Origin of the sequence: Neptuniibacter sp. QD37_6 (assembly GCF_047778085.1) — a bacterium.
In the GTDB taxonomy this organism is placed as follows: Bacteria; Pseudomonadota; Gammaproteobacteria; order Pseudomonadales; family Balneatricaceae; genus Neptuniibacter.
Window position 1 is genome coordinate 165882 of record NZ_CP180550.1, and the last position, 23450, is coordinate 189331.

The window sequence follows — 23450 nt, forward strand, 5'->3', positions numbered from 1 at the left end:
TAATTGTTCAGGGTTTTAGTTTTAGAACTTGATCTATATCCGTAGCTTGATGCCTATCGCGTAGTTGCTCCCAGGCTTCGCCCCAAGTGCGATTGACGATACGACCACGCTGTACGGCTGGTCGTTGCGAGATTTGTTCGGCCCAGCGTTGCAGGTTTGAATAGCTATCGACATCTAGATAGGTGGCGGCACTGTATTGGTTACCGCGGACGAGCTCGCCGTACCAAGGCCAGATAGCTATATCTGCGATGGAGTAGTTTTTTCCTGCGATAAAGGTATTGTCCGCCAGTTGTTTATCCAGCAGGTCTAACTGGCGTTTTACCTCCATAGTGAAGCGGTCTATGGGGTACTCGAATTTTTCTGGTGCGTAAGCGTAAAAGTGTCCAAACCCTCCCCCTAGATAGGGCGCCGAACCCTGTAGCCAGAACAGCCAATTCAGTTGTTCGGTCTGTTCGCTAGGGTTCTCTGATAGGAAGTGACCAAACTTCTTGGCGAGATAAAGCAAGATAGCGCCCGACTCAAATACGCGTGCTGGTGTCGAGTCTGAGTTATCAACAAGGGCTGGAATCTTAGAATTGGGATTGATATCCACAAAGCCTGATGAGAACTGATCGCCTTCACCTATCTGAATCATGTGGGCATCGTATTCTGCCTGTTCAACGCCTGCTGCTAGCAGCTCTTCAAGCATGATGGTGACTTTCTGGCCGTTAGGCGTCCCCATCGAATACAGTTGCAGTGGGTGTTTGCCTTTCGGCAGCTTTGCTTGATGAGTCGCACCTGATACTGGGCGATTGATACTTGCCCACGTGCCACCGTTTTCCTCTTCATGCTTCCACACTTCAGGTGGGGTGTATTGTGCGTTCATAAGACTTCTATCCTTATCAGCGGATCTAAAATTAAATTGAACGTCCGTTCATCTATTTTTATCCTAACTGGACTTGAATGGGTGTTCAAGCTAAAATTTGAACATATGTTCAATCTGAAGTTTTAATCATGGCTAACACTCTGAAACATGACCGTTCTGAGGTACTGGATAAGGCAACGAATCTTTTCTGGGAAAAAGGTTTTCACGCTACGTCTATGCGCAATTTGCAGGACCATATTGATATGCGTCCAGGCAGTATCTATGCCGCCTTTGGAAGTAAAGAGGGGCTGTTTAAAGAGAGCCTTAATCATTATGCAAAAGCCAGCTTAGAGCGATTGATGGAAAGCACTAAGACGTCTGAATCTCCGCTTGCTGCAATCAAAGCATTTATCAAAACCGTGGTTTTAAATTGCAGAGAGGATACGCCTAGTGAGATGTGCATGTTGGTCAAAGCCATTGCTGAACTGACAGAGGAAAACGGAGAATTGCTGGATGAGGCGAAGGGACTGCTGAAGGCTGTGGAGCAGGCTCTCACGCAGCTGATTGAGCAAGCGCAAGCGGCAGGCGAGGTTGATTCTTCAAAAGACGCTGCCCGCCTTGCCCGTTATATCCAAATGCAGCTCATAGGCCTGCGTGTATATGCGCGTGTTTCACCGGATGAAGATGACTTGGCCGCAATGATCGATGATTCCATTGCTTCGATGGTGTAAAAACATCATTGATTAGTGATTGGAGTGGACATGTTTAGAAATGGGGCGACAGCTATTAGCTGATCGCCCCTTATTATAGAAATAACTTAGCAGCGGAAAGCTCCGCAGGTTCGTTGTATCTCTTGGACTAATCCAGATAATTCATCTTGGCTGCGATTAAGAACATGCATTCCTTCCACTGTCCTTGTCGCTGCATGACTAACTTGTTCTATATTGTTCCCGAGTCGTTCTGCAGAGGATTGTTGTTCCTGAGTAGCGCATGACATTTGCTCGCTCATGGTGGCGATGCTGGCTACGGCATGATCAATCTCTACTAGCTTGTGGTTGAGTTCTGTAATCTGCTCTACACCTTTAATGGCATTTGTTTGGCTACTGGCCATCGTTTTAACTGCTTCAGCAACACTATCTTGTAGTTTAAGGATAATGCTCTGGATCTCTTGAGTAGAGTTTTGGGTTCGCTTAGCGAGATCCCTTACTTCATCAGCCACTACAGAAAAGCCGCGTCCTGTCTCGCCTGCTCGAGCGGCTTCAATAGCAGCATTGAGTGCTAGTAAGTTTGTTTGATCGGCAATATCGCTAATAACTACCAGTACTTTTGATATGTCACTGGTTTGTTCACTTAACCGATTAATAGTACTTGATGAGTCCTCAATATCTCTGGCAAATGCTTTAAAGCTTTGTTCGCATTGATTGGTCGTAATTAGACCTGAATTGGCTTGCTCCTGTGCCTCCGACGTAGCATGAGCCGTTGTCGCAGCGCTCTGTGCCACTTCTGATACTGATTGGCGGGTTTGGCAAACGACTGCAGCCATATCTTCAGTGCTGATGTGCTGACTACGACTATCCGTATCAACCTGAGTGACTACTGAACTAAGCTGGGCCTCAACGTGTTTCAGTTGTTCAACATTGAGTAACAGCTGGGATACAACGCATCGGGTTTTCTCAATGAACTGGTTGCAGTTTGTCGCTACGTCGCTGATCTCATCATTACCATCCACGGTGATTTTCTGCTTAAGGTTAGCGTCCCCTTGACCTAATTTTTTCATGGCTGAGGCGACTAGGGCTATGCGTTTTTGAATACTGAAAGCTGTCATACTTGTGAAGGTAAAACCGATGATGATAATCAATAGAGCCATGACCAGCATGATGCTCTGCTGACTTTTAATATGTTGTTTCACTTCCGGTATTTGTATAGCGGCTAAGCCTGATAGTTCTTTTTCGAGTTCATGTGCTGTGTTTCGAAGATCCTTTCGAATGCCTTTCTGGTGGGAGGTGCCTAGTTTTTCAGTCAGTTGAACGTATTGGTTAAAGGTTGCTGAGTATAGAGCTAAGTCCGACTTCAGTTGCGTGAATTGCGCACCAAATATATGACTGTTTTGTTCTAGCTGAATTGTCAGAGAGTTGTATGTGTCGTTAAAACTGCTGACATACTTTGATTCTTTACGCAGCATAAAATCTTTTTCGTGGCGGCGTAAAGACAGAAGCGTATTTTGGAATACTGGTTGATCCTCTAGTGCAGCAGAGACTTTGTGTGCGGAACTTCGAAGCTTGCCTAACACACCTTCGTTTTTGCTTAATCCAAGTGCCTTTTGGGTGTTAACAAAATTCTTAAATAGCTCGTTGTAGGTTGTGAGTAATTGTTGAAATTTATCATGGTCAGCACTGAGTCCTAACGTCTGCTTTAACTCTTCTAATGCATGTGAGCGTTGTTCTAGTGCGGTTACACCAGTATCAAATCGTTGTATGTATTTAAGATCTTTACGCTCGAAGAAATCCTTTTCGTTACGTCTTAAATTCAGTAAATCCTGTTGTACATAACTGAGCTCTAGAGTCGAAGCTTTCAGTTGGCTGATGTTATTCAGAGAGTAATGGTTGCTACCCATGATTAGCAGCATACCAACGATAAAAAACAGCGAAATTAATAACAGTTTTCTTTTGATAGTCATTTCAACACCTAACATCTTAAAGGGTGCATTTTCTGGTCGTTATTTAACGACTAGCAGGCAGAGGGACTGCTGTTGCATTTATATATGCGTGCATAGGGTTACCATTAAAAAGGCAACTATTCAGTCCAAGGGTTTATCGAAATAGCTCTATCCGATGTTGGGAAGAGCTGAGGATTGTCTCTGAGGAGGGCGATCTATCCGGACGATTTTTGTGTAACTGTAACTTTGAGAAAAGTGTTGGGTGACAATGGCTATGGGTTGGTACAGCAATGTGGAAGTGGGAATGTCATCGAGTTGCAAGTTATCAAAATGATTTTCAAGTGCCACATTTGAGCGGTGGTTATTATGAATATTAAGCTTGCAGTGAGGGGCGGCGTATGTGTTATCGGATTGTGTAAGTGTTTGGCATATACAAAAGGCAGAAAGCACTTCTGTTGAGAGCAACAGTAAGCATATCAGTATCAAGAATGGGTTATTCTGACTTTTGAGCAATAGAGTGACCTTACCTTTCTAAGCTTTAAATATTAGAGTCTTCTGTAATAAAACTGTCATATTTGAATATTCATACTAGATAAAATTGTACTAGGGCTCAAGGAATAAATGGGGTCGAAAGTAGTGATGCCCGGCTTAAAATTGGGGTCAGAAGTTTTATGGGCTTTTCGGTAGACCAGAAAGGCGCTAGATAAGATCTAGGCAGAAAGAGACAGGCTATATAGACAGTAACAAACAGATGGCTGTACGTTATACTGCCTATAACCCTTAAGGTTTTTCTACAATTGCAAATAACCTTCTGACTATTCAAGCATTTTCGACGTTAGTACCGTTAACTACTCGGTTGCGTCCCATTTCTTTTGCCTCGTACAGTGCAGCATCAGCTATTTGAATTAACTCCCTGGGTGAGTGATCAATGGTTGCTTCAGCCAAGCCGAAGCTAGCGGTCACTTGATCGACCTCTTCAAACATTTCTGCTGCGATGGCGGTACGAAGTTTTTCTGCTAAGCGGTAAGCCATTTGTGCGTTTGTTTCAGGCAAAAGAATCATAAATTCTTCACCACCCCAGCGACCGATTTTGTCTGTTTTACGAGTGTTCTCTCGCAGTATTTGGGCGAATTTCTTCAGGACTGCGTCCCCACAGAGGTGACCGTATTGGTCATTTATCTTTTTAAATAGATCAACATCCAATAGCAAAATAGACAGCGGGTGCTTGAAGCGTTGAAGTCGGAAAATTTCTTCTTCCAGAAGTAGCTCAATGTGTAGACGGTTGTTTAAGCCAGTAAGAGTGTCGGTTGTCGACAGGATAGATAGCTCAGTATTCTTACTATTGAGTTTTTCATTGAGCTGATTCAATTGCTGCTCAGCAGCCTCACGTAGGCTTATCTCTGATTTCAGCTGTTTATTCAGTCGGGATAGTTTCCAATTCCATAGAGTGATTAATGTGATAATAAACAAAGCCGCAAATACGAGTTTCCAGATCAACTCATAATTGGCATCGTGCTCAAATTTAACCGATACCCAGCGTTGGAATACTTTGGAGTGCTCCTCTTCGGTTATATATTCTGTAGCCTTGTTGAACATGGAAAGAAGCTCTGGGCTATCGTTACGGATTGCGACTGCCAGTTTCCAGTCCTCATCTAGACGGCCTCCTATTTTTAAATTTAGGAAGCGGTGTTTACGAATAGCATGGCCAACGGGAGCGATCGCCCCGATCAAGCCGAAAATTCTACCTTCTTCTACGATCCGTAGACCGTCAGCGACACTGTCAACTTCAATGATATTTATCTTAGGGTAATCTTGCTGGAGTTTGTTAAGTAAACCGTAGCCTTTAGGGACCCCGATGGTTTTATCTTTGAGTGATTTGAGGCCGTCAACAAATAGAGAGTCTTCTTGAATCGCAATAACTAAAGGTAAGCGCAGGTAGGGCTTGGTGAAGTTTAATTGTCGTTTAGCTTCAGCAGTTTCGAAGGCAGCAGACATGATGTCACAGCGTCTATTCTGGGCGTATTCTAGGGACTGTTGGCTACTTTCTGTTGGTAGCATTGTCATGCCTATACCAATCCGATCGGCCATTAAATTCAGATAGTCGGCAACCATGCCTTCGTGACGCCCTCCTGATCCGATCTGTTCTAAAGGCATCCAATCTGGGTTGGCACAGAATGTTATGCCAGGCTGCTTTTCTAAATAGGCTTTTTCTGCGGCCGTTAGGCTAAGGCCACTACCAGGTCTAGCTACATAGTTCTCGTTGCCCATCCAGCGCTGAGAAATAGCAGCGACTTCATCTCTGGTAAGGGATTCAATGGCACGATCCATAATTCGTTGCAGGATAGGCCAATCTGATCGAACACCAATGCGTAGATTGGCGAGATCAGGTTTGCCTACATCTACCTCACCCGATACGGTGAGGTCATTCATCAAGTTTTTAGCGATAAGGTGGTTAAAAACAGCAGCTTCACCTAGTGCCGCATCTGCTTTACCAATAGAGATGGCTTTCAGACTTTCGATGGCATCGGTTACCAGATGTTGCTTGATTTGTGGGTATTCGTTGGTCAGGATCTCTTCGTAGAAAAAGCCTTTTGGTATAGCCACTGTTTTGCCGAATAGACTTTCAATAGATTCGAATTTAGCGCTTTTCTTACTGACAATAACATTCGGATTGACTGCATAGGGGCGGGTAAAACGGATATATTTACGACGCTCAGCGGTACTGACGATATTGAGCATCATGTCTAATTCACGTTCTTGGGTCATTGCCAAGAAGTCATTCCAGTTTGGACCACTGACATACTTGATCCTAAAACCGGTTTTCTTGGCAATTAGGTTCATGACATCGATAGAAAAGCCTTTCGGTTTGCCTTGTTCGTTGTAATTGAAAGGGGGCCAGGCCATTTCGTTATGTACCCTTAGGACAGGGTTAGCCGCGAGGAATTCTTGTTCTTCTTTATCTAGATGGAGAGCCTGTGTTCTTTGTAATCCGCCTTCTAGCCAGCGACGGCTTAGCCGATCTCTCTCCTCTTTGGTAACTGACTCAATCGCTTTTTGCATAATAGAGCGAAAGATAGGCCAATCATCTCGTACCCCTATGCGTAACAGATTGGCAAAGCGGGGGTCATCAATACCGCCAACTATCTTGAGGTTACTCATTAGGTGTTTACGAATTAAGTGATTTTGTACAGCAATTCCGCCCATGGTGGCATCGGCCCGACCAAATGCCACAGCTTTAAGGCTATCTACTTGATCTTTAAGTAGTAACAGCTGAATACCCGGAAAATGCTTTTCAATAATCTCTTGGTAGAAGAAGCCTTTAGGGATAGCGAGGACACGGCCATTCAGATCTCTTAGATCTCGCACTGTGCGGTTATCATCTCTAACAACAATTCCAGATGGATTGTTGACGTAGGGATCGGTAAAGAGGATGTATTTGCTGCGATCATCTGTCTTGATGATATTGAGCATCACATCAAGCTCTTTATGATCTAGCATAGTTAGAAATTCACCCCAAGTAGGGCCAGTTACGTAGTCAATTTCTATGCCGAGCTTTTCTGCTAGAAGGTTCATGAATTCAACAGAATAGCCTTTAGAGCGACCGAATTCGTGGTAGTTAAAAGGCCCCCAACTTACTTCGTTATGGACTCGAATTTTCTGATGGTTGAGCAGCCAAGTTTTCTCTTCCTGTGTCAGAGGTATCTCATTCGCCTGAACAAAAAAACTGGATGTAAGTATGACTAATGAGAAAAGAAAGGTGAAAAATGATGTCTGCCGTAACACGAAGATAATCCCTAAAACTTATATTGTTATTGTATTGGGACTCTATCTATATCATTAAATGACAAGGTTTGAAATTGCCTACTTCTTTAACGATTCTTTGAGCCATACTTGGGGGACTGGGGGGGGCACGGGTTATAGTGGAATGGTATCAGGCCAAGAGCGAACGGGATTGGTACATGCTCCCTCTCGGCTGTGTGTTGGGTGACTAATATTAGTCCGGTTCATTCACGGGGTTACTCATTGCTCCCCCTTTCTTCACGGCAGCTGCGGCAAAAGCATGTGCTCCGGTCTTCAGGGCAAAATATTTGTTGCCAGTTGTTTTCTTTATTAAAAAAACTCATAGCAAGCCACAAAATACCTAAAAGGAGAATAGCACCTAGAGTTATGAGTCCCGCTAGTGGAAAATTGTTTAAGCCTTCTAACATATTTGGCTAATCCTAGTGTATGTCTAGTTATTATTTTTATGACACTGTCACATATGATCTTGTGATATGTATGCTTGGATCTGACACGAAGCACTAACAAAAATTACTCGCAGAATCTGGTTGTTACAATTATTTTGGCTGTGATAAGAGTGGATATTTGATTTAGATCAATAAGAGGTGGGGCGATGGTTTTGAGATAGGAGGGCTTAAAGGTGACCCAGAAAGCCCTATCAGAGAGAAATTAAGCAGCAAACAGTTTCGGGTGCTTTTTATTTTTAGGTAAAAAATACTCAGGAGGATGAGGTTTGCTGTAATACCAGCCTTGGACAACTTGGCAGCCTAGATCTTTTAACATCTCAACCTGCTCTAAGTGTTCCACACCCTCAGCAATTACCCCTAAGCCTAGGCCCTGAGACATAGCAATAATCGCTTTGACCAATGATTTGTCACTTTCGTTTTCTGTAATTGAACGAATAAAGCTTTGATCAATTTTGATGCAATCGCATGGTAAGTCTTTTATATAACCTAAAGACGAGAAGCCTGTTCCAAAGTCATCGATGGAGACCCGCACGCCTAATTCTTTGAGCTCGCTTAATACTACAGCTGCTTTCTGGGGGTCATGGACCAAGAAGCTTTCTGTTATTTCTAGTTCGAGCATTGTTGCTGGGATTTCATATTTGGTAATTGCCGCTTTTACGTCTGATACAAGATCAGTACGAGCAAGTTGAAGGGCTGATATGTTCACCGCGATATAGTTAGTTTCGACACCAGTATCCAACCAGTTTCTAAGCTGCTTAGCAGCTTGATTGAGGGCCCATTTACCTAAGTCCGAAATCAAACCCGTTTCTTCAGCCAATGGAATAAATTGAGCTGGCGAAATATAACCTTTTTCTTTATGTTCCCATCGTGCAAGGGCTTCATAACCGATGGTATTCCCCGTGGTGATATCTACCTGAGGTTGATAGTGTAGTTTCAGCTCTTGCTCTTGCATGGCTTGTCGCAGAAGAATTTCCAGCTCTTGCCTTTCTTTAGCCATATCAGACATTTCGGAAGAGTAGGTTCTATAAACCCCGCGGCCGTCTGCTTTTGCCTGATAGAGAGCTGCATCTGCGGCCCGTTTAAGTTCGTCTAAATTCCTACCATCCTTAGGAGAGAACGCGATACCAACACTCAAACCAATGTAGGATGTGCAGCCCTCTAGGTTATAGGGTGCTGAAATCGTTTTAATTAAGCGCTCTGCCAAGGTATAGATTTCGTCTTCGTTGTCGTAATCATCGACAAATACAGCAAATTCATCCCCGCCAATTCGGGCACAATAATCCATGTCACGAATCTGGCTTGAGAGGCGCTTTGCACAATCGATAATTAGTTGGTCGCCGTATTCATGGCCCATACTATCGTTGATATTTTTAAAACGATCTAAATCCAGATAGAGCAGAGCTGATTTGCGTTTACGACGCATATCTTTAGGTAATAAGTGATCTATCAGACTTTCAAAGAAAAACTTGTTGGGAATACCGGTTAAGCGATCATGATTAGCGAGCTGGGTTAGCTGTTCTTGTGCCTGCTTAACTTGGCTGATGTCATTTAGCACTCCAACATAATATTGGTGGCCAAAATCATCCTCAAGTGTGGTGATTGAAAGTAGTTCGGTAAAGTGAGTACCGTCCTTACGTTTATTTACTATCTCACCTTTCCAGCTGCCACGTTCGGAAATGCCCTTCCACATATCGGTATAAGTTTTACGGGGCGTTAATTCAGATGCGAGTAACTCTGGACCTAAGCCCACTGCTTCTTGACTGGAATAACCAGTAATGCGTTCAAACGCAGGGTTTACGGAAACAATTTTGTTGTCAGCATCTGTGATCATGATCCCTTCAGCAGTGTTCTGATAAACAGCTGCGGAAAGCTTGATAGAACGGTGATCAGCGATCTGCTTACTAATATCAAAAAATGAGATCACTGCGCCAGTAATTTCACCGTTAGTGATGATTGGAGCAGCTTTTCGATGCACCGGAATACAATCACCATTGTCTTTGATAAACCAATCATCGGAAGATAAGGACGCCCCAGTTGATAACGTACTCTCTATACTGGAATTGCTTTTAATCAGGCTTTCCCTTACTGGGTTAGTGCGATACCAAGTATCCTGGATGGAATGTCCGATTAGTTCATCCGTGCAATAGCCTAAGATTGCCGTTGCGGCCTTGTTGACAAAGATCTGCTTGCCTTCAGCATCTAGTTCAACAATGCCGTCACTGATACTTTCAAGGATTGTATCATTACGGGTTGCTAGACGATGGGCTTGATCTCGCTCGGTGATTAAAATCTCTTCAGCTTTTTTCTCGGCACTGATATCAATATGTGCGCCGACAATACGATAAGCTTCATTAAGGTCAGTATAAAAAACTGAAGCTTGTGCTCTCATCCACAGAATATGACCGTTCTTATGCGTAAGACGGTAATCTAAAGATAAATTCTGATATTTCTTGGCTAAGCAATTTTTAATATAGTCTTCAGTATTTTGAAGATCGGCAGGGTGGATACTGGAGCGCCACTCAGAAATATTATGCTCAAATTCTCCGGGCATATAACCCAGTTGTGCTAACCATACATCGGAAAACTTAACTGAGTTACTTTGTAAGTCCCAATCAAATAGGCCGACATTACCTTTTTCTGTTGCTGCGCGTAGAAATACCTCATGTTCATGAATACGCTTATTACGGTGTTTCTTCCTCATGCCTTGCCATATTGCTAGAGCCAAAGAGCGTGCAAGAACAATTTGCTCTCTGGACGGCCGTTCTTTTAGCTCCAGAGAGAAAATAACAGGGATATCATCATTATAAATGATTGGCAAACTGAGTAGATGTTTGTTGCTTGTTTTAGGATAAAGCTTCAAAAAATCACGTTTGTTTTTTAATACATAAGGCAGTATTTCTGGATGCTCTAGTTCAAGTGCTTTGCAATCTTCATCGAGGAAGATATCTGGACAATGAGAGTAATTAAGCCAAACCTGACGTGCGTTGAACATCAAACCAAATTCGGAAAGGCATTTCTGCAAATAGGCTAAATCGCTGCGTCTATCACCAATGGATATAATGGAATCCAAAGAATGGAGGGCTTTCTGATAGTTAATATCACGAGCTTTACTATCGTCTTTTACCTTAAAAAGGTAGAAAGTTATTCCTCCAACCAACAGCAAAAATGCGGTGGTGAGTAGAAGCAGCAATTGTGTATCCATATCAAATAGCCTGAAGCATCGATTTCAGATCCGTCACAAGGTTTGTAAGCTCAACAGATGACTCTTTCATACGTTTAGCGACGGCATGGTTTTCAGAGGTTACATCTCTGATGCTTTCAATATTTCTACTTACTTCATCTGCAACAGAGCTTTGTTCCTCAGATGCAGCCGCTACTTGGGTGCTGAGATCCGTTATATTGAGCATGGCCGCATTGACTTCATCAAATGATTGTCCAACCCCTTCTGCACGTTGGATATTGGCTTCTGCATGGCTGCCACAGCGTTCCATAACATGAACCGTTTCAGATACCTGATTTTGGATCGCTTCGATGGTAGATCTAATCTCGGTGGTGGATTCCTGTGTCCGTTGCGCCAGAGTACGAACTTCATCGGCAACTACAGAGAATCCTCGTCCTTGATCGCCTGCACGCGCGGCCTCGATTGCTGCGTTTAAGGCCAGTAAATTGGTCTGTTCTGCGATTCCTGTAATGATGTCGACGACTTGTTCGACGGCTTGAGCTTTAGTTTTGAGCTCTCCGGAAGATTCTCCTGCGAGCCTTACTTCCCCGACCAGATCTCTAATGCCGCCAATCATTTCTTCTACAATACCTTTACCGCCATCCGCTAGATCAGCAGTTTGACTCGTGGCATGGGATGTTTGCGAGGTGTTTTGTGCTATTTCATGGGCTGTTGCCGACATCTCTGTTGCGGCACTGGCCAGCATATCGGCTTCTAGATTTTGTTTTTCTATACCATTAGAGGTTTGATCTATTGAGGATAGGGTTTCATCCATAAATTGGGTTAAAGTGGTGATACTGTCTTGGACGCGGCCTATTACTGTTCTGAGGCGGGCCTGAAGCATCAAATTAGCCATATCCGCACATCCCACCTCATTCATATGACCTGACATTACGTATTGAGCGAGTGCGTTGTCATAGACGTCTACAGCGTTATCTTTCAGGTGTTTTAGAGGTTTTAGAATAACTGCCTGATATGAGATAAATGCTAACGCAATCGCAGCGATGATACCTGCTTGCATATAATCAGACAGCGGAAGAAATACAGAGACTAGAGCACAAAGGAAAGCCATCAGGCCTGTGATCATTAGTCGGCTAGATAGACTGTATGGTTTTATGCTGACTTTTTTAGTGCGCAGTTTAGTATAAACGGCTTCAGCACGTTGGATTTGGGCATCAGTTGGTCGGGTCCTTACGGATTGATAACCGATTTTGCTTCCGTGCTTATCAAACAGCGGCGTAACATAAGCCTGTACCCAGTAATGGTCACCATTTCTACAACGGTTCTTTACTAAACCCATCCAAGGGCGATCATCTTTGGCATGAACCCATAAATCACCAAAGGCTGCCGGCGGCATATCTGGGTGTCTAACGATGCTGTGATTTTTGCCTATTAACTCATCAACGTGATAACCCGCAACTTCACAAAACGCAGGGTTAGCGTAAGTGATAACACCCTGCAAGTTGGTGGTGGATATCAGGCGTACGCCTTCAGGATACTTCTTTTCGATACCGGTACAGTTCATGTACAGCCTCTTATTTATGCGCCAGTCCGATTGGTCGGTTTGTTTGCTGGGTGAGCAATGAAATCGAACAATTATAAAGTCCTTCGTTTATTGAGTAATTGCTCTGCGTCAGTTTTTTGCGGTGCATAATAAAATGGCTATCCGTTCTTATTTAAAAAGGTATTGCTGATGTCGCGCTGCACAAGTGTTGTGCATGTTTTGAGCTTTTGCTTATAAATAAAACGAAAATAGGTGAACTGCCTAGTTTTTGTATGGATTTTAGAATGGGTGTAGTCAGTGTCATAAACATAAAGAATGGGAAACTGATTCAGTTGGGCTACGCTTATTCTAGTCACCCTGTGTGGAGAAAAAATATGAGTATCAAAGTAGCGATATCCCAAAAGCCGCCTGTTTTGTTGAACCTTGAAGCGTCACTAGCAAGGGCTTTGGAAACGATAGAAGAAGCGGCAAATAGTGATACGAATATTATTATTTTCCCAGAGGCGTACTTACCTGGTTATCCAACTTGGATATGGCGACTCAGCCCAGGAAAAGATATGGCTTTAGGTAACAATATACATGCGAAATTGAGAGAAAACTCGGTTGATATCCAGGCTGGTGATTTAGATCCTCTCTGTGAATCAGCGCGCCAGCATAATATGGTCGTTGTGATGGGCATGAATGAAAGAGATACAACGTATAGTGGTACCACACTTTATAACACGGTAGTCGTAATCGGGACTGATGGAAAAATACTCAATCATCACCGAAAAATGATGCCCACAAATCCTGAAAGAATGGTTTGGGGTATGGGAGATGCTTCTGGGCTTAAGGTTGTAGAGACTCCATACGGTAGGTTGGGGGCTTTAATTTGTTGGGAAAACTATATGCCACTGGCGCGCTATGCTCTGTTTTCTCAGAATATCGATATATATATTGCGCCTACTTGGGACAGTGGAGAGATTTGGGTCTCCTCCATGCATCATATTGCTCGAGAAGGTGGGTGCTGGGTTCTAAGTACAGCGACGGCTATGACCGGATCCGATATTCCAGATGATTTTCCTGAGCGTGATTCCCTTTTTGATCAAGATGAATGGATAAACCCTGGTGATGCGGTTGTTATCAAACCTTTCGGTGGTGTGCTTGCGGGTCCATTGCATCAAAAAAAAGAGATTTTGTTTGCAAATATTGATTTAGAAGATGCTCGTCGTTCACGTAAAGCACTGGATGTATCGGGCCACTATAACCGTCCAGATATATTCAATCTTGAAGTAGACAGAGGCAACAAGCCACCTATTAAATTCATCGACGATAGCCAGAAGGGTGAGCGAAGCGAATAATCGAACCACGGACACGGGGATTTTCAATCCCTGTAAAAGCAATTGCATTTAGCTAGATATTGCAGCTATTTGCTAGAAATACTGGAAATAGCAGCAGGTTGAAATCTTTCTTAATTGCACCTAGCTTCCCCTAATAGGGTGCTTATTCCTGCTGATCTGACCAGAGAGTTTTTCTATAAATCGGTTTTAACTAAGCTCAGGTCTTTGTTGTGGATAACAATACACTTGTCTAGATTAGATCATGAACCAAGAATACCATCTGGGCTATGGCGGAGAGACGTTCGGTTGTATCATATTTTAGTACGTTCTGTAGAGCCAAACAGGTAGGTCGCTCTGACGATAAATCATTTCCGGTCAGTGTAAAAAGGGATATTCCTATCCTCTTCTAGACATGCATACTGTAGTGGCATAGTGAATTTGACCACTATACTAGATCTGGTAACCGAACCGATCCAGAATATCCTTAACGGCATCTCGATCCAGGCTTCCATTGCGGACACTCTCCAAAATGGTAGAAACTGCGGACTCCGTAGAATCTGCATCTTCATAGCCAAAATCATCTTTTGTCAGCATAACGTATTCATTGTCAGCGCCGCTGTAAACAACCTTGATATCGTTACCGTAAATCGCCTTGAGCTCACGCTCTGCGCTGATAACTTCTGCATACTCTTCAACACGCCCCCTGTAAGCTTGATCATGGCTATCCAATGGTAAGGCTGTTCTAGATACGTCCCAGCCAGAGGCTATGCCATGTGGGCTAACATTTTTGTAACCAATGTTCTTAGCTTCTAATGCTACTGATTCATTAACGGTCATGCCTGCGGCCACTTCACTGTTTGCGATAAACTCTTTGAAACTCCCTTGAGAAGTAAGAAGATGAGGCCTTGCTGGTTGCGATATAAATCCTATGCCAGCTCTATTGTCCGCAGAATGGCCAGAGACCAGTACTGTAATGCCGCCAACATTAACGGATAGTGCATCATTTGAAGTATTAGTTGTGGTATCAGCCGTTTTCTGAGAAGAAATTACTGTTTGATTTTCATAAGCTGAAAGGACTGAGATGCCGGCATCAGACGATGCTTGAATTTGCTGGGCCTTCATTTGATCTTTCAGCAAAGCCTCAAAAGTTTTAGATGCTTTATCTGAAATTGCTGTCGGGCCGTACTGACCCGGCAACCAGCCCAAACTGTGGTGATTCGAAATTTCCATATGATCATGTCCTATCAGGTCCGTGATACTCTTAAATAAATTAATGGTGCTGTCGTCTTGCTTGCTGAGTATCAGCTTTATCCTGCTTGATATTTAGTATTTATTTTCTGGAGTAAGGCTTTTTAATAGACTGGCAAAGCTTTGGTCAGAGTTTCTGCCGAGTTGGTTTAGTTTGGCCAGTGTGCTGACATTTTTTTCCATTAGTTCTATCGTACTTGCAGGCGAACCATTTTGCTTTGCAAACTCTAATGCCCCTTGGCTGATCTCTAACCAATTCCTCTTAACGTTTGGCTCATCATTAATTTTATAGGGTCGAGCCATCATCATAGCTTCCTCGCTAGACAAAAAACCGCTCTGCACTAGCTCATTCACCATGGCTCCACGTTCTCGCATTGAAATATTGGTGACATCATATTTATCAGCTATTGCCTGCCAGTTATTTCCTGCATTATGTGCTACAGGGCTGATGCTCGCCTGAGCATGGGTTGCTTGAGCGCTAGAATTAGTATCGTTTGCTATCGGTAATGTTGAGGACCTATTCTGTCCTTGTTGAATATAGCCAGCCTGATTGACCTGCATAAAAAAATCCTCTTCAAAAATAAAGCCAGGTAACGATTAGGTAGCATAGGGAGTAAAGCTCATCCTTTCTCGGCGATCGATAAATTAATCTATTGTTCGAAAAGCCGCTATGTGAAATATCGAGATATCAAGTAACTAACTATGCGTGAATGTTACTTTAGAACCCCGCTAAATGAGTTTTTATCCTCACCCACTTTTCAAGGTTGCGTAAGCCTTTAAAGGTGAAACGTACTAGTTTTATGCAGGGTTTCCTAAGAACAGACGTAAATAGCGACTACCGCTAATTGAAAAACACCACATAGTTTTAATGAAATTTCCTTATTGAAAAATAGATTAATCTGTTTTTTGACAACAGGTACAGATCAATAAATATGGATGTGGACAGATTTTGCTCAGGGAGTAATGTATCTGAACGCTACTTGTTTGTATGAGTTGCGTTTATGCCGGTTGATCGGCACATAGTGATAGCGTTAGCTCTCCTTCTTGTCAGATTAAGTAGATGCATGATGGTGTGGAAAAAGATTATCTATGGAGTGAAAAGGAGCGAAGCGAATAATCTAACCAGGTTCGATGACGCCTGCGAAATATAATCTTGCTAGGTATTTAACTAAAGAGAGAATCTAGAAGAAAAAGAAGTGGTGCCCAGACGCGGATCAATGCCGTAGGCATTCACACATCGGAGTGCAACGACGATAGCCCGAAGGGTGAGCGAAGCGAATAATCTAACCAGGTTCGATGACGCCTGCGAAATATAATCTTGCTAGGGTATTTAACTAAAGAGAGAATCTAGAAGAGAAGAAGTGGTGCCCAGACGCGGAATCGAACCACGGACACGGGGATTTTCAATCCCCTGCTCTACCGACTGAGCTATCTGGGCATATCTGAGTTCTTCCAGAGACAAAAAAAAGCCTGTAATTTGAATTAACAAGCCTCTTAAGGAAGTGGTGCCCAGACGCGGAATCGAACCACGGACACGGGGATTTTCAATCCCCTGCTCTACCGACTGAGCTATCTGGGCAACTCAAGTGGCGCGTATTAAACCGTCTTCACGGAAAACTGTCAACCACTTGTTACAAAAAAACTATTTTGAAGGTGGAACGTAGCCTTCAGCCTTCTCGTAGTCTTCTCCATCCATGAACTTTTGCATCTCTGTTTGCAGGAATTCACGGGTGGATGGGTCCATCATACTCAGGTGCTTTTCGTTGATGATCATTGTTTGATGATCAGTCCACTCTTTCCAAGCCTTTTTGGATATTGTGTCGTAAATTTCCTGGCCTTTAGCGCCTGGATAAGGAGGACGATCCAATCCTTCAAGTTCCTCTTTATATTTACGGCATAGGACGGTGCGACTCATGTTTTGCTCCAATCAATTTACGCGTTGGTTAGTTGTTGCAAGAGTTTCTTAACCGGTGCTGCTAAACCAACATTTTCTGGTTGCTCTATGTTATACCAGAGCAGAGGCTTCCCTTCCATGACACAGTCTGTAGGGGTATTCACTCGCGCCTTCACTGGGGTGATATCTAGATGGAAATGACTAAAGGTGTGACGCAGAGGCTCCATGAGCTGAATGCTTTCTTCATCTAGCTCCAAACCGGTTTCGTTGAAGGTGTCACGTAGGTCTGCAACTTGAGGTAGGCTCCACAATCCACCCCATAAACCACTCGGTGGGCGTTGATAGAGTAAAACCTCAGATTGATTATCCTGCTGTAAGATCAGCATGTAGGTTTGTTTTACCGGAATCGTCTTTTTCGGCTTAGGTGCTGGAAGTTGATCGGTTTTACCTAATTCGAATGCTTGACAACCATGCTGCAGAGGGCAGAGTAAGCAGGATGGTTTACTGCGAGTGCAGAGGGTGGCGCCTAGATCCATCATCGCTTGCGTGTAATCACCCGTACGTTCTTGCGGTGTATTCTGTTCGGCATATTGCCAAAGCAGCTTTTGATTCGCTGTAGTACCTGGCCAACCCTCTAGCGCGTAAAAGCGTGCTAATACACGTTTTACATTGCCATCTAGAATTGGAGCCCACTTACCTGTGCTGATCGACAAAACTGCGCCTGCAGTAGAACGACCAATACCGGGTAGTTCTTCCAAGCCTTCGACCGTTTTAGGGAACTGGCCTTGATGTTCACTGCTGACTATCTGCGCTGTTTTATGCAGATTACGGGCTCGGGCGTAATAACCCAAACCTGTCCATAGATGCAGGACTTCATCCTGCTCAGAAGCAGCGAGCGCTTCTACGGTTGGGAATCGCTCGATAAAGCGTTGATAGTAAGGAATGACCGTGGTGACCTGAGTCTGCTGCAGCATAATCTCAGAGATCCAAGTGTTATATGCGGTCTTTTTCTCTTGCCAAGGTAGGTCGTGACGACCGTGCTGGTCAAACCATTCCAGCACGGCGTTAGCGAATAGATCAGGTGTCATTAGGGGTTAAAATAAACCTTTCAGTTTGTCGCCTAGCTTATCTTTAAGTTTCTCTTCAGCTTTGGCTTTTAGTTTTTCTTTTTTCTCTTCAACTTTCTTTTTAACGTCTTGTTTTAGTGCGTCAGTGATAAAGCTGAAATCAGGCTTACATAGCTTAGTTGGTTCTGTGTTAAAACTGCCTTTACAATCGATTGGCACTTCTACACCTTCCAGTTTATTGGGGAAAGAGCAGGTTTCTTTAAACAGATTCTTCTCAACCATAAAACCAAGACGGTAGTCCAAAAGCTGTTTTGGTAGGTTCACGGTGCCTTTACCACTTAGGGTCATTGCATCCAATGCTGCTTTTAGGTCTTGGTTGCTTACAACACCATTTTTAATGCGAGTTGAAGCGCCCATGCTGGTAAATGGTGTTGAACGGTCTACTTGCTCAGCTTCACCGCCAAGTGCGCTAACATTGTTTAGGCCTTGGCAAACGGATTGTGCCATGTCTAAACCTTTTAGCTCGCCATCTTTCATGTTTACTTTCGCAGTACCTGTAACGCTGTTTACAAAATCGTGAACAGAGTTACCGCGAAGCGTTAGATTAGACGTTGAGTTAAGCTTACCAGTTAGCTGATCAGCATTAGCCATGTCTTTTAGAAAATCACCTACCTGAATACCGGTGATGGTCTTCTTCGAGGTAATAATCGGTGTGTTCTTGCGTACATCAACAGTGACGTTGTTACGCACGCTGCCTTTGTATAGATCAGCATTAATCTTAGTTGCCTTGATTAAACCACCATGAGCACTCACTTGTAGCGCTACATTGCTGATATCCATATTGGAAACATGCAGTGATTTAAGGCCTAGTGTTGTGTCTAGTTCTAAACCACGTAGTGTTTCAATTGGTAGAATTGGATCTTTTGAATAAGGGCCGCTCTGGCCTTTTTTAGCCGTGCTCGCAATTGCCGTGTTGGAAGAGTCCGCTGCTTTTTGACCTTGAGCCGCAGGTGGCATGTAGCGATCTGCATTGATCTTGTCGCCTTGCAGATTCAGTGTGATATTGCTGTTCGCTAGGTTGAATGCAGCAGAACCATTGAAAGTTGTATCGTCCAGCTTAACGGTTAGCGCTTTCGCTGTGATTGTGTTGGCTTGGCCTTCTAGCTCTGTAGATAAGCTGATTGCTTTCAGAACATTCGGATCATTAGTTTTAACTTCAGACTGGCCAACAGCACTTAGTAGTTTGTTGAGATCAAAGGCTGCTACGTTTAGCTTGCCACTGATCGCTGGTGCTGCAAAGCTATTAACGGTTAGCGCGCCTTCTGCATTTAGGTTCGCAATCGATAGTTTCAGGTTGTTAAGGCTTAACTGTTGTTTAAGTAGGTCTGCTTCAATATCTGCAGCAGTGTTTAGCGCCAGTGATTTATCGCCTAGTGGCTTACCGCTTAGGTCTAGCTCGCTAGTTAGGCCTTTAAGTTTGTATTGCTGCTTTTCCAGATCCAGATAGAACTCAGCCGCTAATTTTGCAGCGGCTTTTACTTGCTCTTCACCTTTAACTGTCTGTGAAGCGTTGAAGCTCAGCTCTGCAGGGAAGAAAGCGTTAGTCACCACCTGACCTGAGGACATGTTGAACTCAGTTAGCTTAGCGACCATATCAGCGGCTTTATCTTGATAGATGATGTTACCGTTGCTGATCTGGATGCTGTCGATGTTGATCGCAATAGGTGCTGATGTGCTTTTCGCCGACTCTTCTTTTGGCGCTGCATCTGTTGTCACCGTATTTTTTTGCACATCAGTAGGCGCCGCTGCTACTGCCCAGTTATTGCTGCCATCTTTTTCTTGGACGAGGTTTAGCTCTAAACCATCTACAACCACCCTCTGCATCTCAACGTTGCCAGATAGTAGTGCAGGTAGACGTACAGAAATTTGTGCTTGGTTTAGCTTGGCTAAATCTTGTTTGCCAGGGAATTTGGCATCAATTTTATTTACTTCAAGTCCTAACCAAGGGAAAACCGACCAGCCGATATTGCCGTTAATCTTTAGCTCGACACCAGCATTATCAAGTGCTGCTTGCTCTATTTCGGGTTTGTATTCGTTGGGATCAAAGAATGTACCCAGAATGGCACCGCCAGCGACGATCACCACAACAATCAGTGCGGCTAGACCAGCGAGTAATTTCAGCAGACCTTTCATTGTTCTCTCCTTGGCAAGGGTTCTGAAGGGATGAGGATAAACGGAAATAATGAAGTTTCAATGGCGGAGGCTGAAGGAGGGATGAATAAGTCAGCTACAGACTTGGTTTTTACCGCTGGCTTTGGCGCGATAGAGAGCTAAATCTGCTTGTTTGAGCATCAATTCTCTATCGGTAAATTCTTTATCCAATTCCCCTACGCCGATACTGGCTGTTAGATGTATCACCTCACTACTTGTGATCTGTACCTCCATGTTGCGCAGTGCCTCTAGATAGCGTTCCCCTATTTTTAAGGCTGAATCTGTATTAGTTTCGGGAAGGATGATCATGAACTCCTCTCCGCCATAACGACAAACAAAGTCATGCGCTCTGGAATATCGGTCTAGACACTGTGCGGCCTGTTTGAGTGCAATATCACCGGTATCATGGCCGTATGTGTCGTTAATGTCTTTAAAGTCGTCGATATCTAACAAAATTACTGAAATAGGACGCTCTTTTCGAATCGCTTCTTTGCACAGCAGTTTTAGCTGTTTACGACCTTCACGGCGGTTATAGATACCCGTGAGATCGTCATATGTGGCTAAACGCTTAAATTTTTTCTCTAAGGTTTTTTGATCGGTGATATCTATGATGGCGCCAATTAATCCCGCTACGGAACCATCACTGTCATGAAACGTGGCTTTATGGAACTTAACGTAGTTGAGTTCTTCGCCTTCGCGATGAACGGGTGTTTCGTAGATCTGGATGCCTGGATTATTTAGCAGCTCCATGTCCGAAGCGGCGAATATAGCTGCGGGTGTTTTATCAAAGACATCAAATACATTCCTTCCAATTAAATCCTCTCTGGAAACTTGAACATAATCAGCATAGGCCTTGTTGCAGCCGAGGTACTTACCTTCATGATCTTTGTAATAGATCGGGAAAGGTAAAGCATCGATAACTAACAATAGCGCGCGATGATTGCCGCGCAATAGTTGATGTAGATCGGGATCATTCATTAGCTGATTCCGTCCTTCATAAAAGGCAATACCTAAAAGATAGCCCAAGGTCTCGCTATTTGCGTTTTATTACGACTTTCAAAAGTGCATGGATGGGGGGATGGTTGTATAATCGCGGCTCAGATCAAATATAGTGGGAGATCACCATGGCGGACCGTACAGCCAAGGTAAGTCGAGATACATTGGAGACACAGATCACTGTGTCGGTAAATATTGATGGAACAGGCCAGTTTAAGGCCGATACAGGTGTGCCGTTCTTAGAGCACATGATGGAGCAGATCTCCCGCCACGGTCTTATTGATCTAGATATTCATGCTAATGGCGATACACATATCGATGACCACCACACGGTTGAAGATATCGGCATCACGCTAGGGCAAGCATTTAAAGAAGCGGTAGGTGATCGTAAAGGGATCATGCGCTACGGCCATGCTTACTGCCCTCTGGATGAAGCATTGTCCCGTGTTGTTATCGATTTCTCTGGTCGCCCAGGGCTAGATTTTAAGTGTGATTTTACCCGCGGCAATATAGGCCGTTTTGATACGCAGCTGTTTTGGGAGTTTTTCCAAGGCTTCGTAAATCACGCGGGTGTTACTTTGCATATCGATAATATCAAGGGCTTCAATGCTCACCACCAAGCGGAAACAATCTTTAAAGCGTTTGGTCGTGCGCTGCGTTACTCACTAGAGATTGATGCGCGTGCTGCGGATGTTATGCCTTCTACAAAAGGGTGTTTGTAAGTTATGTCGAGTGTAGCGGTAATCGATTATGGTATGGGCAACTTGCACTCTGTTGCCAAAGCACTGGAGTTTGTACAGCCGGGTGTTGAAGTTCGTGTGACTTCTGATCCTGCGCTTGTTGCCAGTGCTGACCGCGTTATCTTGCCGGGCGTTGGCGCAATGCGTGATTGCATGGCAGAGATGCTTCGTGCCGGTGTTGATAAAGAGGTTACGGATGCGATTAATTCGGGTAAACCATTCCTAGGTATCTGCGTAGGTATGCAAGCTTTGTTGGAGCGTTCTGAAGAGAACGATGGCGTAGATTGCTTGTCTCATTTTAAGGGTAGTGTGAACTACTTTGGTGATGATCTGGCAGAAGAGGGCGAACGCCTTAAAGTTCCACATATGGGTTGGAACGAAGTGGCTCAGATGGATGATCACCCTCTATGGAATGAGATCGAAGACGGTAGTCGTTTCTACTTTGTTCACAGCTACTTTGTAACGGCTGAAGAACGTGATCTGGTTTCTGGTGTTTGTCGTTACGGTCAGCAGTTTGATGTTGCGCTAGCGCGTGACAATGTGTTTGCTGTGCAGTTCCACCCTGAGAAAAGCTCCAAGGCGGGGCTGCAGTTGCTTAAGAACTTCCTTAACTGGGATGGTAAGCCAGCACCTGCACCGATGACTGAAAATACGATTAAACCTTAATCCATTAGATCAAATTTTAGAGGTAGCTACTCATGGCTTTGGCAAAACGAATTATTCCTTGCCTCGATGTAGAAAACGGTCGCGTGGTGAAAGGCGTTAAGTTTGTCGATATTCGCGACGCTGGTGACCCTGTAGAAGTAGCAAAGCGCTACGACGAGCAGGGTGCAGACGAAATTACATTTCTAGATATTACAGCAACCCATGAAGGCCGTGACACGATGGTGCATACGGTTGAGCGTATGGCTTCGCAGGTATTTATACCGCTGACTGTTGGTGGTGGTATTCGTACTTGCGAGGATATCCGTACCATGTTGAATGCGGGTGCAGATAAAGTATCTATTAATTCTGCTGCGGTATTTAACCCTGAGTTTGTTAAAGAAGCGGCAGAGCGCTTTGGTTCACAATGTATCGTTGTAGCCATTGATGCGAAGAAAGTATCCAAAGAAGGTGAAGAGAACCGTTGGGAGATCTTTACTCACGGTGGCCGTAAACCGACCGGTATCGATGCGGTTGAGTGGGCGAAGAAGATGGTTGAGTTAGGTGCAGGTGAAATTCTTCTGACATCTATGGACCAAGATGGCGTTAAAAACGGTTATGACCTAGAAGTAACACGCGCCATTAGTGATGCAGTTAATGTACCTGTAATCGCTTCTGGTGGTGTAGGTAATTTGGATCACTTAGTGGAAGGCTGTATCGAAGGCAAGGCAGATGCTGTGCTTGCGGCCTCTATTTTCCACTTTAATGAATACACGGTTCCGCAAGCGAAAGAATATATGCGAGAGAAGGGGATAGAGGTTCGCCTTTAAAATCCATTCGCGTGATTAACAAAGCTCCTTCG

General features: G+C 44.0%; 16 protein-coding genes and 2 tRNA genes. 5 read left to right on the forward strand and 13 right to left on the reverse strand.

Annotated features, from left to right (window positions below; translation table 11 throughout):
- Positions 1 to 7: 7 nt before the first annotated feature.
- Positions 8 to 865 (reverse strand): glutathione-dependent disulfide-bond oxidoreductase, encoded by an 858-nt coding sequence (yghU, locus tag ACMXYO_RS00715; RefSeq protein WP_415886522.1) that lies wholly within the window; start codon positions 863 to 865, stop codon positions 8 to 10.
- Between the two features lie 128 nt (positions 866 to 993).
- Here yghU and ACMXYO_RS00720 point away from each other — a divergent pair, with 128 nt between their 5' ends.
- The gene (locus ACMXYO_RS00720) at positions 994 to 1575 is read left to right on the forward strand and encodes a TetR/AcrR family transcriptional regulator (RefSeq protein WP_415886523.1); all 582 of its coding nucleotides are present in this window, start codon (positions 994 to 996) and stop codon (positions 1573 to 1575) included.
- A gap of 86 nt (positions 1576 to 1661) precedes the next feature.
- Here the strand turns inward: ACMXYO_RS00720 and ACMXYO_RS00725 are convergent, their stop codons facing one another.
- The 4 genes from ACMXYO_RS00725 to ACMXYO_RS00740 form a co-directional block, all read right to left on the reverse strand.
- Positions 1662 to 3521: a methyl-accepting chemotaxis protein gene (locus ACMXYO_RS00725; protein ID WP_415886524.1), complete on the reverse strand. Its 1860-nt coding sequence runs from the start codon at positions 3519 to 3521 to the stop codon at positions 1662 to 1664.
- A 798-nt stretch (positions 3522 to 4319) separates the two neighbouring features.
- Positions 4320 to 7283 carry a transporter substrate-binding domain-containing protein gene (locus tag ACMXYO_RS00730; protein WP_415886525.1) on the reverse strand — a complete coding sequence of 988 codons (2964 nt, stop codon included), beginning with the start codon at positions 7281 to 7283 and terminating at the stop codon, positions 4320 to 4322.
- A gap of 666 nt (positions 7284 to 7949) precedes the next feature.
- Positions 7950 to 10949 (reverse strand): EAL domain-containing protein, encoded by a 3000-nt coding sequence (locus ACMXYO_RS00735; protein WP_415886527.1) that lies wholly within the window; start codon positions 10947 to 10949, stop codon positions 7950 to 7952.
- A 1-nt stretch (position 10950) separates the two neighbouring features.
- Complete coding sequence (locus ACMXYO_RS00740; RefSeq protein ID WP_415886528.1) at positions 10951 to 12492, reverse strand: methyl-accepting chemotaxis protein; 1542 nt, start codon at positions 12490 to 12492, stop codon at positions 10951 to 10953.
- 353 nt (positions 12493 to 12845) lie between these two features.
- Here ACMXYO_RS00740 and ACMXYO_RS00745 point away from each other — a divergent pair, with 353 nt between their 5' ends.
- A complete protein-coding gene (locus ACMXYO_RS00745; RefSeq protein WP_415886529.1) occupies positions 12846 to 13811 on the forward strand; it encodes a carbon-nitrogen hydrolase family protein in 966 nt (321 codons plus the stop codon).
- A gap of 429 nt (positions 13812 to 14240) precedes the next feature.
- Here the strand turns inward: ACMXYO_RS00745 and ACMXYO_RS00750 are convergent, their stop codons facing one another.
- From ACMXYO_RS00750 to ACMXYO_RS00785, 8 genes are all read right to left on the reverse strand, one after another.
- On the reverse strand, positions 14241 to 15020 hold the full coding sequence (locus tag ACMXYO_RS00750; RefSeq protein ID WP_415886530.1) for a hypothetical protein: 780 nt from the start codon (positions 15018 to 15020) through the stop codon (positions 14241 to 14243).
- Positions 15021 to 15113: 93 nt separating this feature from the next.
- Positions 15114 to 15599, reverse strand: coding sequence for a hypothetical protein (locus ACMXYO_RS00755; RefSeq protein WP_415886531.1), 486 nt, complete (start codon positions 15597 to 15599; stop codon positions 15114 to 15116).
- Positions 15600 to 16400: 801 nt separating this feature from the next.
- Positions 16401 to 16476: transfer RNA gene (locus ACMXYO_RS00760), tRNA-Phe, on the reverse strand.
- 65 nt (positions 16477 to 16541) lie between these two features.
- Positions 16542 to 16617 (reverse strand) — tRNA-Phe (locus ACMXYO_RS00765).
- Positions 16618 to 16680: 63 nt separating this feature from the next.
- Entirely contained in the window at positions 16681 to 16953 is a 273-nt protein-coding gene (locus ACMXYO_RS00770; RefSeq protein ID WP_415883099.1) for an oxidative damage protection protein, read from the reverse strand.
- Between the two features lie 17 nt (positions 16954 to 16970).
- A complete protein-coding gene (gene mutY / locus ACMXYO_RS00775) occupies positions 16971 to 18020 on the reverse strand; it encodes an A/G-specific adenine glycosylase (RefSeq protein WP_415886532.1) in 1050 nt (349 codons plus the stop codon).
- 6 nt (positions 18021 to 18026) lie between these two features.
- Complete coding sequence (locus ACMXYO_RS00780; protein WP_415886533.1) at positions 18027 to 20192, reverse strand: AsmA family protein; 2166 nt, start codon at positions 20190 to 20192, stop codon at positions 18027 to 18029.
- A gap of 90 nt (positions 20193 to 20282) precedes the next feature.
- Positions 20283 to 21188, reverse strand: coding sequence for a diguanylate cyclase (locus ACMXYO_RS00785; RefSeq protein ID WP_415886535.1), 906 nt, complete (start codon positions 21186 to 21188; stop codon positions 20283 to 20285).
- A 146-nt stretch (positions 21189 to 21334) separates the two neighbouring features.
- Between ACMXYO_RS00785 and hisB the strand changes: the two genes are divergently transcribed.
- The 3 genes from hisB to hisF are packed head-to-tail and all read left to right on the forward strand — an operon-like array spanning position 21335 to position 23418.
- The gene (hisB, locus tag ACMXYO_RS00790) at positions 21335 to 21928 is read left to right on the forward strand and encodes an imidazoleglycerol-phosphate dehydratase HisB (protein WP_415886536.1); all 594 of its coding nucleotides are present in this window, start codon (positions 21335 to 21337) and stop codon (positions 21926 to 21928) included.
- 3 nt (positions 21929 to 21931) lie between these two features.
- Positions 21932 to 22612, forward strand: coding sequence for an imidazole glycerol phosphate synthase subunit HisH (gene hisH, locus ACMXYO_RS00795; RefSeq protein ID WP_415886538.1), 681 nt, complete (start codon positions 21932 to 21934; stop codon positions 22610 to 22612).
- Between the two features lie 32 nt (positions 22613 to 22644).
- Positions 22645 to 23418, forward strand: coding sequence for an imidazole glycerol phosphate synthase subunit HisF (gene hisF, locus ACMXYO_RS00800; RefSeq protein WP_415886539.1), 774 nt, complete (start codon positions 22645 to 22647; stop codon positions 23416 to 23418).
- Positions 23419 to 23450: the final 32 nt, after the last annotated feature.